This window comes from Alkalispirillum mobile, assembly GCF_003664325.1.
Taxonomy (GTDB): Bacteria; Pseudomonadota; Gammaproteobacteria; order Nitrococcales; family Halorhodospiraceae; genus Alkalilimnicola; species Alkalilimnicola mobilis.
Genome location: NZ_RCDA01000005.1, coordinates 80,016 through 94,537, shown reverse-complemented (window position 1 = coordinate 94,537; position 14,522 = coordinate 80,016). Strand labels below are relative to the sequence as shown.

Genomic DNA, 14,522 nt, shown 5'->3' with positions numbered 1-14,522 from the left:
CTGGGGCAGCTGTGCTATAGTTTAGAATTAATCCAGATAGAAAGAGCCGAGAAACGGGGCGGTCTCATGAAACTCTATGTAATTCCGGTGGCGTCCTATCAGGAAAACTGCGTGGTGGTGGCCTGTGAGCGGACGCAGCGTGCCGCGGTGGTGGACCCGGGTGGTTCCGGCAGCGACGTGGACAAGGTGTTGGCCGAGGTGGATGACCTGGGCCTGACCGTGGAGTCCATCCTGGTCACCCACGGTCACATTGATCACGTGGCCGGCGTGAAGGAGATGTCGGATCGGCTGCAGGTGCCGGTGATCGGGCCCCACGAGGACGACCGCCCGGTCCTGGCGCAACTGGACAAGCAGGCCAAGCTGTTCGGCTACCCGCCGGCACCGGGGTTCGAGCCCGACCGCTGGGTGGAAGACGGTGAATCGATCGACGTGGGGGATGTGCGCCTGCAGGTGGTGCTGGTGCCGGGGCATACTCCGGGCCATGTTGCCTTCTTCGACCCGGAGAGCCGCTACGCGCTCACCGGCGACCTGCTGTTCCAGGGTGCCATCGGCCGTTCGGACTTCCCGGGCGGGGATCACGACACCCTCGTCCGTTCCATCCGCGAGAAGCTCTTCCCGCTGGGGGACGACGTGACCTTCGTGCCGGGGCACGGCCCTGCCAGCACCTTTGGCGAAGAGCGCCGGACCAACCCCTTCGTGGGAGATGCCGCCGTCGCCTGATCGGCGGCGGGCGGCCTATCCCGTGATGGCCTGGCCCAGACGGTGCCCGCTGAGCCAGGCGCCCTCCACCCGGTCTCCGGCGCACCAGTCGCCGCAAAGCCCCAGGCCCGCCTCGCGGTCCAGCAGGTAACCAGCGTCCAGCGGCCGTGCGCTGGCGGCGTAGCGCCAGCGGTGTGCCTGGTACCCGGCAGGGCGGTGTGCTGCCCCGGTGACCTGCGCGAATGCATCGAGCAGTGTCCAGGCGACCCGTTCCCCGGGCAGCTCCAGGTGGTCCTGACTCCAGTCCGCCCAGGCATGCAGCACCCAGGTCTCTCCCGGCGGCCGGCCCGGTTTGTCACTGTCCCGGGCAATCCAGCGCAGTGGGCCATCGTCCCGGACGAAGGCGGCGTGGTATCCCAACGCCAGGGGCTGCGGGAAGTGCGCGATCACCGTCCAGCAGGGTGTCATCCGGACCGGCTCCAGGGCCGCGTGCAGCGTGTTCGCGCCTTCTGGCAACAGCGCGGCCGCCTGTGGGGCGGGGACCGCGACGACCACGCGGGGCATGTCGCCTGACCGGTCGCCGTCGGCAAACTCCGCCACCCAACCCCGGTCGGTCGGGACCAGCCCGGTGACCCGGCGCTCGGTGCGCAGGGGCAGTTCTGCGCTCAGGGCGCGGGTGATGGCGCTCATCCGCGGCCGGCCCACCCAGCGTTCCTGGCCGTCGGCCACCGGCGTGCCGCGACGCCCTTCGAGATAGACCGGCTGGTCGGGCCAGCGGTCGCAGTGCCCGGCGTGTGCCCACGCCGCCACCTGTGCCCGGAAGGCGGGCTCGCGGGCGGTGAAGTACTGCGCTCCCAGGTCGGCCTGCCAGCCGTCGCGCCGGCGGGTGGTCATCCTGCCGCCCGGGCCCCGCGCCTTGTCCACGACGAGGGGGTTCATGCCGCCCGCTTTCAGCGCCTGCGCGCAGGCCAGACCGGCAATGCCTGCGCCGATCACCAAAATATCCTCTTGCAACCCTGTACCCTCGCCCGCCGGTTTTGAGATCGCGCCGGATGCCAGCACGCGCCCACCAAACGCCCAGTGTAACCTGCTTGCAAGGGGCGTGTGCTGCGGTAGGCTGGTATTACCGCTTGGACAACAGGGCAGGCCGAGGGCCGCCGAGGAGGGCGCCATGCTGAACGTCAACCCCGATCTGGTCTGCGAACTCGTCCAGAAGATCCGGGAGTTCCAGGCCCAAGAGGATGTGGTTATCCCCGACGATGGGCCTGCCAGCTACAGCGAGGACTGGGCCATGCAGGTGCTGGCCGGCCACGCCGATGACATGACCTACCAGGAGTGCGTGGAGACCGTGGCCGACCTGGAGCCGGACCAGCAGATGGAACTGGTGGCGCTCATGTGGCTGGGGCGCGGCGATTTCGAGGCGGACGACTGGTCCGGTGCCCGGGCCGCCGCCCAGCAGGGGTGGACGCCGCGCACTGGCGAGTATCTGCTGTCCACGCCGCTGGCCCCCGACTACATGGAGGAGGGGCTGGAGGCCCTGGGGTACGACTGCCACGGCTGAGGTTGTCGCCTGGCCGGACCGGCCCCGGTCCGGCCATTCAGGCTCACTCCAACAGGATGTCCAGCACGTCCAGTACCAGGCCGGTGGTCTCCTCAACGAGGACCACCTGGTCCTCCAGTTCCACGATCTGCGTGTCCTCCGCCTGACGGGGCAAGCGTCGGCGGAGATCCTGCGAGACCCGCGCCTGGCGGATGAGTTCGCTGTCGATCACCTCCCCGCGCTCGACCTTCCGCTGCCAGCCCGGGGGTAGGTCGCCGCCTCGCTCCAGCCGCATCTGCAGGCCGGGCGGCAGGCTGCGCTGCCCGCCGGACCGGCCCGGGGTCTGGGGCCGTTCCTGATCGCCCCGGGCCTGTTCCCCCTCGCGCCGCTCGCCCAGCCACTCGCGGATGATGTCGCGCTCACGGTCGGAGAACCGGCCGGATTCCCGCCGCTCCTCGCTCCGGCCGTGCCGCTCGTCACGCTCACCCCGCTGGGTGCCGCTCTGACCCGGCGGGCCCGACGGACCGGCGCCTTGGCCTGCGTGTCCGGGTGGACCGCCAGCATGGTCCGGCGGCCCGGCGTGGCCGGCGAGTGGCCACGCCAGCAGTGGCAACGAGAGCGCTAAGGCGAGGATCGAAAAACGTTTTGCCATCGGGCCATCCTGTTATCGGGTGTCTGGGTGTTGGATCACGGGGCGTCGAGGCAGTTCCGCTGCTCTCTCCCCAGTCTGGGCGATGCCAGTATGCCGTCCAAGGTCATGTCAGTGACATTTTATATTCTTCGAGGCTATTAATATAAAAATTAGAATCCTTTCACATGAGTGGTGCGCTCCGATTAGTATGCCGGCCATCAACGATCGCACGTGATCCCAACACTTCTGGAGCCCCACATGTCTGCCGTCTCCTCCGCAATCCCGAAAACGGTCGGCCCGATGAACCCGGCGGGCTGGCTCGCCCTCGCCCTGCTGGTGGTCGGGACCCTCTACCTGGGGCAGGCCATTGACCTGACCCAGGCGACGCTCTTCCTGGTGGGTGGCGCACTGGGTGTTGTGCTCTATCACGCGGCCTTCGGCTTCACCGGCGCATGGCGAGTGTTCATCACGGAGCGGCGCGGGCAGGGCCTGCGGGCGCAGATGGTCATGCTGGCCCTGGCGGTGGTGCTGTTTTTCCCGGTACTGCACACGGGGAGCGCCTTCGGAAATGAGGTGAGCGGCTTTGTCTTCCCCATTGGTGTATCGGTGGTGGTGGGCTCCTTCCTGTTCGGTATCGGTATGCAGCTCGGCGGCGGGTGCGCCTCCGGCACGCTGTTCACCGCCGGGGGCGGCAACGTGCGCATGGTGGTCACCCTGATCGGCTTCATCCTCGGGTCGGTCATCGCCACGCACCACGTGGACTGGTGGTTTCAACAGCCGGCGTTTGAAGCCGTGTCCGTGGTCGAGGGCCTGGGGGTGGCTGGCGGTATCGCGCTCAGTTTCGCGCTGTTCGCCACCATTTACGGCCTGACCGTGCTGCTGGAGCGGCGTCGGCACGGCAGCCTGGAGGCACCCAAGACCAGCGCCAACCAGGGCTGGCGTCGGTTCCTGCGCGGGCCCTGGCCGCTGATCTGGGGAGCGGTGGCCCTGGCGGTGCTGAACTTCATCACCCTGGTGCTGGCCGGCCGGCCCTGGGGCGTGACCGCCGCCTTTGCCCTCTGGGGGGCCAAGTTCTTCGAGCTGATCAACATCGACGTGACCCAGTGGGCCTACTGGCAGAGCGAGGCCAATGCCGCCGCCCTGCAGACCAGCGTGTTCGCCGACATCACCTCCGTGATGAACTTCGGCATCGTGCTGGGGGCACTGCTGGCCGCGGCGCTGGCCGGGCGTTTCGCCCCGAGCCTGCGGATCCCGTTCCGGCCGTTGATGGCGGCGGTCATCGGTGGCCTGCTGCTGGGTTACGGGGCCCGCCTGGCCTTCGGCTGCAACATCGGGGCCTACTTCGGCGGCATCGCCTCGGGCAGCCTGCATGGCTGGGTCTGGCTGGTGTTCGCCTTCCTGGGCAACATGGCAGGGGTCAAGCTGCGGCCCTTCTTCTTCGGCGAGCGGGCGGAGCCGCGCCAGGCGCCGAGCTGCTGAGCCCGGGTGGGTGCGGCACCGCCCACCCTGGGGCTATACAACGCCCGAGTCTCTTGTAACATGAGCGGGTGGCCGCATCGGCAGCGGCCGCCCGTTTGGTCGTTACCGGGCGGGCCCATTGACCGGGTTTGCATTCGGAGGTGACGGCGTTTGCCCCCATTCAGACGAGGCCTGCTTCCCCTGTTAGCGCTGCTGGCGCTGCTGGCACTGGTGCTGTGGCTTGCCGGTGGGGCCGGGGAGCAGGGGGGCGGCGTGGACCGGGGCCAGCCCGCGGACGATGCCGCCCTGGAGGCGCGCACCGGCGCCCTGGTGGACGAGGTGGTCTTCACGGAACAGCGGGACGTGGGGCAGGTCACCGGGCTGATTGAGCGCGGTAGCCACCAGGTCTTCGCCCAGGGCATCACCCGCCCGGCGCTCTTCCACCGCCTGCGCGACTCCGCCGCCACCGCCCACGACCTCTCCTACGGCACCGCCGTGGAGCTGACCCTGAACCCCTATGGCCCGGAGTTCAGCGATGGCCGGCTGAACCCCTTCGCCGTGCCCGCCATGCGCGAGGCGCTGAACTGGCTGGTCAACCGCCGCCACATCGCCGAGGAGATCTACGGCGGGCTGGCAGTGCCCCGGTACCTGCCGCTGAGCACCGCCTTCCCCGACTACGCCCGCCTGGCGGAGACCGCCCGCGAGCTGGAACTGCGCTACGGCCACGACCCGGCCCGCGCCCGGGAGGTGATCCGCCACGAGATGGGGCGGCTGGGCGCGGAATGGCGGGAGGATCAGTGGTACTACGAGGGCGAGCCGGTCCGGCTTACCCTGCTCATCCGCAACGACGATGAGCGCCGCCGCATCGGCGACTACCTGGGCAATCTGCTGGAGGCGGAGGGCTTCCAGGTGGAACGGCTCTACCGCACCGCCGAGGAGGCCTCGCGGATCTGGATCGCCGGAGACCCCGCGGGCGGGCGCTGGCACATCTATACCGGGGCCTGGGTCTCGACCCTGATCCAGCGCGATCAGGCGGAGAACTTCAGCTACTACTACACGCCCCGGGGGCGTGCCGAGCCGCTGTGGCAGGCCTACGAGCCGGACCCGACCTTCGACGAGATATCCGACCGGCTGCAACGCCGCGACTACCAGAACTGGGACGAGCGCCAGGACCTGATGCGCCAGGCCCTGGACCTGGCCATGCTGGATTCGGCCCGGGTCTGGTTGGTGGATCAGCTCAACGTCTGGCCCCGGGCGCGGGACGTGAACCTGGCCGGGGACCTGGCCGGCGGTACGTCCGGTTCCGCCCTCTGGCCCTACACTCTGGGCTATGAGGGCCGGCTGGGTGGTCGGGTGGTCATCGGCACCCCGGAGATTATCACCGAGCCCTGGAACCCCATTGCCGGCAGCAACTGGATCTTCGACCGGATGATCACCCGGGCGCTCAGTGACCCGCCGGTGCTGCCCGACCCGTTTACCGGGTTGCACCACCCCCAGCGCCTGGCGCGCGCCGAGGTCACCGTGGAGGCCGACACCCCGGTGAACAGCACCCTGGACTGGGTGCAGGTGGACACCGTCGAGACGGTCCGCGTGCCGGAGGCCGCCTGGGTGGACTGGGACAGCGCCGAGCAGCGGTTCCTCACCGCCGCCGAGGCGGAGCCGGACGGCGTCACGGCCCGCACCCGGGTGCGCCTGGTCTACGAGGACGATTACCTGCAGCGCCGCTTCCACGACGGCACCCGGGCCTCGCTGGCCGACGTGGTGCTGCCCTGGATCCTCACCTTCGAGCGCGCCGACGAGGACAGCCCCCTCTACGACGTGGCCCACGTCCCCAGCTACGAGGCCTTCCGCCGCCACTTCCGCGGCTGGCACATCGTCTCGGAGGACCCGCTGGTCATCGATGTCTACAGCGACCAGATCTTCCCGGACGCGGAGGCCATCGTCGCGGCCCGTGCGCCGGGCACCACCCCCTGGCACATGCTGGCCCTGGGGATCATGGCCGAGCGGGAGGGGAGCCTGGCCTTCTCCTCCAACAAGGCCGACCGGCTGCGGGTCGACTGGCTCAACCTGGTCTCCGGCCCCAGCCTGCCGGTGCTGCGCCGCCAGCTGGAGCGCCTGCAGCAGACCAACCACCTGCCCTACGCGCCGGTGCTGGGCGAGTACCTGACCCCCGATGAGGCCGCCGACCGCTATCAGGCGCTGGCGGACTGGTACGCAGAGCGGGGCCATTTCTACGTGGGCGACGGGCCCTTCTACCTGCACGGGGTGCATCCGGTGGAGGGCAGCGTGGTACTGCGCCGCTTTACCGATTTCGCCGATCCGGCCAACAAGTGGCTGCAGTTCGCCGACCCGCAGATCCCCGAGTTGACCCTGGACGGGCCGGTGGTGGTGGCCCAGGGGGAGTCGGTGGCCTTCGAGCTGGCCGTCACTTTCGAGGGCGAGCCCTACCCCCGCGAGGCTATCCAGCAGGTGCAGTTCCTGCTCTTCGACGGCGATAACCGGTTGGCCCACCGGGGCGAGGCGCAGTACCTGGGGGAGGCGCGCTGGCAGGTGCCGGTGACCGCGGAGGTGTTGCGGCTCCTGGGGCAGGGGGCCAATAGCCTGGAGATCGCCGTCACCACGGACCGAGTGGCCCTGCCGGCCTTTGCCTCCCACGCCTTTGCCACCGTCCCCGGCGGGGAGCCGCTGGCGTTGCCGCCGCTGCTGGAGGGGGCGCCATGAGCGCGTTGCCCGGTATCGATCCAACAGCCCGCACCCGCGGCCGCTGGCGGGACGTCTGGCGCATGCTGATCTTCTCCGGCAAGCGGCTGCTGGCGCTGCTGCTCACCGTGCTGGCGGGGGTCTACCTGACCATCCTCATCGCCAACATGGGTGGGCAGGTGGACGAGCTGCGCATGGTGCAGATCCGCGGCGAGATCTCCGAGGCGGTGCGCGCCGACCCGGCCTTCCAGGACATGAGCAGCGAGGAGCGCAACGAGCTGATCGAGCGCCAGGTGGACCTGGAGGTGGAGCGGTTGAACCTGGACCAGCCCTTCATCCTGCGCAGCTTCGACTACCTCTACCGGGCCATGCTGCTGGACCTGGGCCGGGCGGAGCAGATGCACAGCGATGCCGGCTCGCGCCAGGTCTTCGACATCATCGTCGAGCGGCTGCCGGCCACGCTGTTGCTGTTCGGCACGGCCAACCTGCTGATCTTCCTGGTCTCGGTCTGGGTGGCGCTGCACCTGTCGCGCCGTTACGGCAGCATGCTCGATCGTAGCGTGGTGGGGTTGGCGCCCAGTTCGGCGGCGCCCGCCTGGTTCTACGGCATGTTTCTTATCCTCATCTTCGCCTTCGTGCTGCCGGCGCTGCCCTCCGGTGGCATGGTGACCGCGCCACCGCCGGAGGACCGGCTGGAGTACCTGGCCAGCGTGGTGCGGCACATGGCGCTGCCCCTGGTGGCCATGTTCCTGTCGCAGATCTTCATCTCCATCTACTCCTGGCGGACCTTCTTCCTGATCCACTCCAGCGAGGACTACGTGGAGATGGCCCGGGCCAAGGGGCTGCCGGAACACCTGATCCAGCGCCGCTACATCCTGCGGCCCACCCTCTCGCCCATCGTCACCAGCTTCCTGCTGATGCTGATAGGGCTGTGGAGCGGGGCGATCATCCTGGAGCAGGTCTTCAACTGGCCGGGCCTTGGGACGCTGGTCTTCCAGGCCATCGGCCACCGGGATACGCCGGTGATCATCGGCACCGTGGTGATCTTCGCCTACCTGCTGGCGGCCACCGTATTCCTGCTGGATCTCCTCTACGGGATCCTGGACCCGCGGGTACGGATCGAGGGGGGGCGATGAGGCGTTGGTTGGAGGGGCTGAAGCAACTGCGCCGCTACCCCTCGGCGGTGCTGGGCACGGGGCTGATCCTCTTTTTGATCGGGCTGGCGGTCTACACCGTGGTGGCGATCCCCTACAGCCAGGCGCTGGACCTGTGGCGGGGCGGTGAGCAGTGGCGGATGCACCCGGTGAACGCCTCGCCGGTCTGGACGGACCGGCTGCGGGGGGGCGATCTGCCGGAAACCCAGATCATCTCCAGCGCCGATGTCACCCCGGAGGAGCAGCCCTTTCCCGGCGGCCGGCGGCTGCGGATTCCCCTCAGCTTCGACTACGACAGCAGCGCCTTCCCCAGCGAGATCAACCTCTTCCTGGCCGCGGAGGAGCAGGCCCGGGCCCCCTTCGTGCGCCTGATATGGCAGGCGCCGGACGGCCGCGAGGAGGTGCTGGGGGGCCGGCGAATGGCGCGGGAGGAGCGGATCTCCATCTCCCAGGACTGGGCGCTGGAACGGCGCCTGGGGCATATCCCCCACGTGGGGCTGATGCTGGACCCGGAGACCGCCGATCGCCCCGATCCGGCGGTCCTCCAGGGCACCCATACCCTGCTGCTGGACGTGGTGCTGTTCGACGAGAACGCGGGCCTCGACGCCGACCTGGTGGTCTACGGCCGGGTGCACGGCGTGGCCGGCACCGACCACCAGCGCCGCGACCTGATGGTGGCGCTGATGTGGGGCACCCCGGTAGCGCTGGCCTTCGGGTTGCTGGCGGCGGTGGGCACCACCGTCACCACCCTGGTGATCGCCGCCATGGGGGTCTGGTACCGGGGCTGGGTGGACGCGGTGATCCAGCGGCTCACCGAGGTGAACATGATCCTGCCCATGCTGCCCATCCTGGTGATGGTGGGCACCCTCTATTCCACCAGCATCTGGTTGATGCTGGGGGTGGTGGTGGCATTGGGTATCTTCAGTGCCGGCATCAAGATGTACCGGGCCATGCTGCTGCCCATCCGCGAGGCGCCCTACATCGAGGCGGCCAAGGCCTACGGGGCCAGCAACGCCCGCATCATCCTGCGCTACATGGTGCCCCGGGTGCTGCCGGTGCTCATCCCCACCTTCGTCACCCTGATCCCCACCTTCGTCTTCCTCGAGGCCTCCCTGGCGGTGCTGGGGCTGGGCGACCCGGTGCTGCCCACCTGGGGCAAGGTGCTGAACGACGCCCAGGAGCAGAGCGCGCTCTACAACGGCTTCTACTACTGGGTGCTGTCGCCCGCCTTCCTGCTCATGCTCACCGGGCTGGGTTTCGCCATGCTCGGCTTCGCCCTGGACCGGGTATTCAACCCGCGGCTGCGGAACCTCTGACCGCCGCCGGGCGGCTCACCTCGTCCACCAGCGCGAAGATGGAGCGGTAGGGGATGCCGCCGTGGGCGGTCAGGCCGATCTCGCAGGTGCGTGAATTGGAGTAGCCCGCGGTGCAGTGGGCGACCTGTTCCCGCAGGCCGTTCACCGCGCTGGCGTTCAACTCCGGCGTGGTGAAGCCCTTGTCGCCGGCAAAGCCGCAGCACTGGATGCCAGTGGGCACCACCACCTGCTCGGCGCAGGCCTCGGCCACCTCGCGGAAGCACTCCTGCAGGCCCTGGTGCTGGCTGGAGCAGGTGACATGCAGGGCGATGGGCTCGCGTTTGCGCTCGACCTCCAGGCGGGGCAGCACATGATCACGCAGGAACCGCACCGGTTCGTAGAGGCTCAGGGCGTTGCTGAGGGTCCCTTGCATGCGCAGGGTGCAGGGGCTGGTGTCGCAGAGCACCGGGTGGCGTCCCTGGTCGGAACGGGTCAGCAGCAGGTCGTTCAAGGCCCGGGCCTTACGCTCGGCCTCCTCGAACTGGCCCTTGGACTCGAAGGCCATCCCGCAGCAGTGATCATTCACTCCCGCTGGGACGATCACCCGGAAGCCGGCCTTCTCCAGCACGGCCAGGGTCAGCTCCAGGGTGGAACGCCGGTCCGGCTCCTGCGGCGTGGCGCCGAACATGCGCGTGGCGCAGGAGGGCAGGTAGACCACGGTGGGCCGGTCGTCCGCGCGGCCCGGCGGGTTCTGGTAGGGCTTGAGCATCCCCGGTGTTGCCGCGGTGGGGGTAGAGGGCAGCCAGTGTGGGGTGCGGTTGCCGCTTACACGGCGGGTGATGGCGCTGATCCGGCCCAGGGTGTGCGGCCCCACCAGCCGGCGCACCCCGTCGGTGGTGCGCAGGGCCAGGCGGGCGGTGGCCGTGACCCCGGCGAAGTATTTCCCGGCGAACCGGGCGCGCCCGGCCTGGTGGGCAGTGCGCTCGTGGCGCAGGGCGCGGACCAGGTCGCCGGTGTTGATGTTGACCGGGCAGGGCAGGGCGCACAGGCCGGTGGCGGCGCAGGTCTCCAGGCCGTCGTAGGCGTAGGCCTCCCAGAGCGCGCGCTGGCGCGCCGGGTCCTCGCCGTTGGCCTCCAGCCGCGCCAGTTCGCGGCGGATGACGATGCGCTGGCGGGGCGTGAGGGTCAGGTCGCGGGAGGGGCAGACCGGCTCGCAGAAGCCGCACTCGATGCACTTGTCCACCAGCGGGTCGGCCGCCGGCAGGGGCTTGAGGTTCTCCAGGTGGATGGTGGCGTTGCGGCTGAGGATGACTTCCGGGTTTAGCAGCCCCTCCGGGTCGAACAGCCCCTTGATGGCCCACATCAGGGCGTACGCCTCGCTGCCCCACTCCAGCTCCACGTAGGGGGCCATGTTGCGGCCGGTGCCGTGTTCGCCTTTCAGGGAGCCCCCGTAGCGCACCCCCACCAGCTGTGCCAGCTCGTCCATCATTCCCTGGTAACGCTCCACCTCCCCGGGGGCCTCGAAGCCCTGGGGGAAGACAAAGTGCAGATTGCCCTCCAGGGCGTGGCCGAAGAGGATGGCGTTCTCGTAGCCGTGGCGGTGGAGCATATCGATCAGTTCGCTGACCCCTGCCTCCAGTTGCTCCATGGGGAAGGCCACATCCTCGATCACCACCGTGGTGCCGGTCTCGCGCACCGCGCCCACCGCCGGGAACATCCCCTTTCGGATGTTCCAGTACAGGGCGTAGGTGCCGGCGTCCCGGGCGAAGTCCACCGGGCGGAGCGTCTCCACGCCGGCGATGGCCTGTCTCGCGGCGTCCATGCGGGTGGTGAGCGTGGCCTCGTCCTCGGCGCGCACGTCCACCAGCAGGGCGGCCGCGCCGTCGGGCAAGCCCTGCAGGGTATCGGCCATACCGGGGGTGTCTTCCACCGAGCGCAGGGCCGCCCGGTCCATCAGCTCCACCGCCGCCACCGGGGTGTCGGTGAGCCCCTTGAGCGCGGCGGTGGCCCGGCAGGCGGCGCCCATGTCGGGGAAGAGCACCAGGGCGGCCGCCTTCAGGGCCTCGTCGGGTACGGTGTCGTAGGTGATGGAGCTGATGAAACCCAGCGTGCCTTCGGAGCCGATCATCAGGTGCTTGAGGATCTCGATGCCGTCCTCGAAGTCCACCAGGCTGTTCAGGGCGTAGCCCACGGTGTTCTTCAGCCGGTACTTGTGGCGGATCTTGTCCGCCAGGTCCCGGTTGGCCCGCGTCTCCCGGGCCAGGCGCTCCAACGCGTCGAGCAGGGCGGCGTGGCTCCGCCGGAAGGCCTGCACGCTCTCCGTATCGGCAGTGTCCAATAGGGTGCCGTCGGCCAGGATGAGCCGCAGATCGCGCACGGTGCGGTAGCTGTTCTGGGCGGTGCCGCAGCACATGCCCGAGGCGTTGTTGGCGGCGATGCCGCCGATCTGGCAGGCGCCGATGGAGGCCGGATCGGGGCCGATCTTGCGGCCGTAGGGGGCCAGCACCTGGTTAGCGGAGGTGCCGATGACCCCCGGGTCGAGCCGGATGGCGCGCCCCTCCTCCAGCACCTGGCTGCGTCGCCAGCCCCTGCCCAGGCGGATCAGCACCGAGTCGGTGACCGCCTGGCCGGAAAGGGAGGTCCCCGCGGCGCGGAAGGTCACCGGCATCCGCTGTTCGCGGCAGGCCTCGAGTACCCGCCGGACCTCGCGCTCGCTCTCCACCTGCACCACCAGTTGCGGGATCAGGCGGTAGAAGCTGGCGTCGGTGCCGTAGGCCAGGGTCTTGAGGGGGTCGTGGATGAGGCGGTTGGCGGGGAGGTCCGGTTCCAGGGCATCGATCAGGCTGCGCAGCTCGGGCGTCATGGGCGCCATCCCTCTTCTCGGATTTGTCCGTTAAGACTAGATGGCTTTGGCCTGTTCTGCCGCTGGTATAGTCTGGTCACTCGGGTAGGGCGAGCCGTGGGCTTTGGCCTTGGTCGCCGACCCATCCACTTGTCTGGCCTATAGAGGACCGTCGTCGTCCATGACCGAGACCCTGCTGCGCGTGGAAGACCTCCGGCTGGCCTATCGCACCGAGCGCGGCGTGGTGCAGGCGGTGGACGGGGTCAGTTTCGACCTGCGCCGGGGCGAGGCGGTGGTGGTGCTGGGGGAGAGCGGCTGCGGCAAGAGTTCCCTGGCCAAGGCGCTGCTGCGCATCCTGCCGCGCAACGTGCACAGTCATACCGGGCGGGTGTGGCTGGGCGATACCGACGTGATGGATCTGCCTGTGGAGCGTTTCCGGCGGGAGGTGCAGTGGCTGCGCATCTCCATGGTGATGCAGGCGGCCATGAATGCCCTCAACCCGGTGGTACGGGTGGGGGAGCAGGTGGCCGAGCCACTGGTGGTGCACCGGGGCTGGTCGCGGGCGAAGGCCCTGGACAAGGCCGCCGAGGTCTTCCAGCGGGTGGGGGTCTCCAGCGACTTTCTGGCCCGGTACCCCTTCGAGCTCTCCGGCGGCATGCGCCAGCGGGCGGTGCTGGCCATGGCGCTGATCACCGAGCCGGATCTCATCATCCTGGACGAGCCCACCTCGGCGCTGGACGTGCTGACCCAGGCGAGCATCATGAACGTGCTCAAGCGCATCAAGCGGGAGCAGGCCACCAGCTTCATCCTGATCACCCACGATGTGGCCACCTCCAGTGAGCTGGCCGACCGGGTCGCCCTGATGTACGCCGGCCAAGTGGCGGAGTACGCCGACGCCCGCCGCTTCTTCACCGAGCCGGCCCACCCCTATTCCCAGATGCTGATGGCCAGCGTGCCCCGGCTTTACCAGGCCGAGGCGCCGCAGCATATCCCCGGTCAGCCACCGGACCTGCTCTCGCCCCCTCAAGGGTGTCGCTACGCGGATCGCTGCCCCCACCGCTTTGCACGTTGTGCCGAGAATCCGCCACCGCAGCGGGTGGGCGAACGTCACCACGTACGGTGCTGGCTGTATGGAGGCCACCGATGAGTCGAGTTGCCATCCCCGCGCAGGAACCGGCCGAGCGGGCAGCACCCGCCCCCGGCGACACCCTGTTGGAGGCCCGTGACCTGCACACCTGGTTCGAGCTTCGCCAGTGGGGGTTTCTGCGTGTCGGCCACGTGCGCGCGGTGGATGGCGTCAGCTTTGCCCTGCGCCGGGGCGAGGCGGTGGCCTTCGTGGGTGAGAGCGGCTGTGGCAAGAGCTCGCTGGCGCGCACCCTGCTGGGCCTGCACCGGCCCACCGGGGGCGAGGTGGTGTTCGAGGGGCAGCACCTGGAGTCGTTGGACAAGCGGGCGCTCAAGGCCTACCGGGCGCGGGTGGGCTACGTGCAGCAGGATCCTTATGGGGCGCTGCCCCCCTTCATGGACGTGGGCCGCATCCTGGAGGAGCCGCTGATCGTGCACGGGGTGCGCGACCGGGGTGAGCGTCGCCGGCGGGTGCGGGCGGTGCTCGACGAGGTGCGTCTATCGCCTCCGGAAACCTATCTGCACAAGTTTCCCCACCAGCTCAGTGGTGGCCAGCAGCAGCGGGTGGTGATCGCCCGGGCGCTGGTGCTGGGGCCGGCCCTCGTGATCGCCGACGAGCCGGTCTCCATGCTGGATGCCTCGGTGCGGGTGGAGATCCTGCGCCTGTTGCGACAGGTGCAGACCGAACTCGGCCTCACCCTGGCCTTCATTACCCACGACCTCTCCACGGTGCGCCACTTCGCCGAGCGCATCTTCGTGATGTATGGCGGCCGCGTGGTGGAACAGGCGCCGGTGGATGAACTGCTGGACCACCCCCAGCACCCCTATACCCAGGCCCTGCTCAACGCCATCGCCGACCCCGACCCGGCCAACGCCGATGAAGAGCGCCCGGTGCCCGCCGGCGAGGCCCCCAGCCTGGCCAACCCGCCGCCAGGGTGTCGCTTTCATCCGCGCTGCCCGCAGGCCATGGCGGGGCTCTGCGACGTGGAGGAGCCGCACGATTTTGAGCCCCGGCGGGGGCATTACTCGGCCTGCTGGCTGCACCGCTAGCCCGTTGGGCTGTGCCGGGCAGCCCCGG

The 14,522-nt window shown here is 69.4% G+C and carries 11 protein-coding genes; 8 read left to right on the top strand and 3 right to left on the bottom strand.

From position 1 onward, the window contains the following. Window positions 1–66 precede the first annotated feature (66 nt). Complete coding sequence (locus tag DFR31_RS12685) at window positions 67–720, top strand: MBL fold metallo-hydrolase (protein ID WP_121443058.1); 654 nt, start codon at window positions 67–69, stop codon at window positions 718–720. Between the two features lie 15 nt (window positions 721–735). Here the strand turns inward: DFR31_RS12685 and DFR31_RS12680 are convergent, their stop codons facing one another. Next, window positions 736–1,695, bottom strand: coding sequence for an NAD(P)/FAD-dependent oxidoreductase (locus tag DFR31_RS12680; protein ID WP_211328310.1), 960 nt, complete (start codon window positions 1,693–1,695; stop codon window positions 736–738). A gap of 175 nt (window positions 1,696–1,870) precedes the next feature. Between DFR31_RS12680 and DFR31_RS12675 the strand changes: the two genes are divergently transcribed. Next, window positions 1,871–2,260 (top strand): DUF3775 domain-containing protein, encoded by a 390-nt coding sequence (locus tag DFR31_RS12675; RefSeq protein ID WP_121443056.1) that lies wholly within the window; start codon window positions 1,871–1,873, stop codon window positions 2,258–2,260. 43 nt (window positions 2,261–2,303) lie between these two features. Here the strand turns inward: DFR31_RS12675 and DFR31_RS12670 are convergent, their stop codons facing one another. Further along, entirely contained in the window at window positions 2,304–2,891 is a 588-nt protein-coding gene (locus DFR31_RS12670) for a hypothetical protein (protein ID WP_121443055.1), read from the bottom strand. Between the two features lie 237 nt (window positions 2,892–3,128). On the opposite strand from DFR31_RS12670, the gene DFR31_RS12665 reads away from it, so the two are divergent. From DFR31_RS12665 to DFR31_RS12650, 4 genes are all read left to right on the top strand, one after another. Further along, window positions 3,129–4,349, top strand: a complete 1,221-nt coding sequence (locus tag DFR31_RS12665) for a YeeE/YedE family protein (protein WP_121443054.1) — start codon at window positions 3,129–3,131, stop codon at window positions 4,347–4,349. Window positions 4,350–4,499: 150 nt separating this feature from the next. Beyond that, window positions 4,500–7,049: an ABC transporter substrate-binding protein gene (locus tag DFR31_RS12660; RefSeq protein WP_121443053.1), complete on the top strand. Its 2,550-nt coding sequence runs from the start codon at window positions 4,500–4,502 to the stop codon at window positions 7,047–7,049. 62 nt (window positions 7,050–7,111) lie between these two features. Further along, window positions 7,112–8,164: an ABC transporter permease gene (locus DFR31_RS12655; RefSeq protein WP_425452576.1), complete on the top strand. Its 1,053-nt coding sequence runs from the start codon at window positions 7,112–7,114 to the stop codon at window positions 8,162–8,164. Continuing rightward, window positions 8,161–9,498, top strand: coding sequence for an ABC transporter permease (locus DFR31_RS12650; protein ID WP_121443051.1), 1,338 nt, complete (start codon window positions 8,161–8,163; stop codon window positions 9,496–9,498). The genes DFR31_RS12655 and DFR31_RS12650 overlap by 4 nt, the downstream gene beginning before the upstream one ends. Here DFR31_RS12650 and DFR31_RS12645 read toward each other — a convergent pair. Then, on the bottom strand, window positions 9,473–12,340 hold the full coding sequence (locus DFR31_RS12645) for an FAD-binding and (Fe-S)-binding domain-containing protein (protein ID WP_121443050.1): 2,868 nt from the start codon (window positions 12,338–12,340) through the stop codon (window positions 9,473–9,475). The two genes, DFR31_RS12650 and DFR31_RS12645, sit on opposite strands and share 26 nt — an antisense overlap. A 160-nt stretch (window positions 12,341–12,500) precedes the next feature. Between DFR31_RS12645 and DFR31_RS12640 the strand changes: the two genes are divergently transcribed. Together DFR31_RS12640 and DFR31_RS12635 are read left to right on the top strand one after the other, a co-directional pair. Further along, the gene (locus DFR31_RS12640) at window positions 12,501–13,466 is read left to right on the top strand and encodes an ABC transporter ATP-binding protein (protein WP_121443049.1); all 966 of its coding nucleotides are present in this window, start codon (window positions 12,501–12,503) and stop codon (window positions 13,464–13,466) included. Continuing rightward, on the top strand, window positions 13,463–14,494 hold the full coding sequence (locus tag DFR31_RS12635) for an ABC transporter ATP-binding protein (protein ID WP_121443048.1): 1,032 nt from the start codon (window positions 13,463–13,465) through the stop codon (window positions 14,492–14,494). The genes DFR31_RS12640 and DFR31_RS12635 overlap by 4 nt, the downstream gene beginning before the upstream one ends. The last annotated feature ends 28 nt before the right edge of the window (window positions 14,495–14,522 follow it).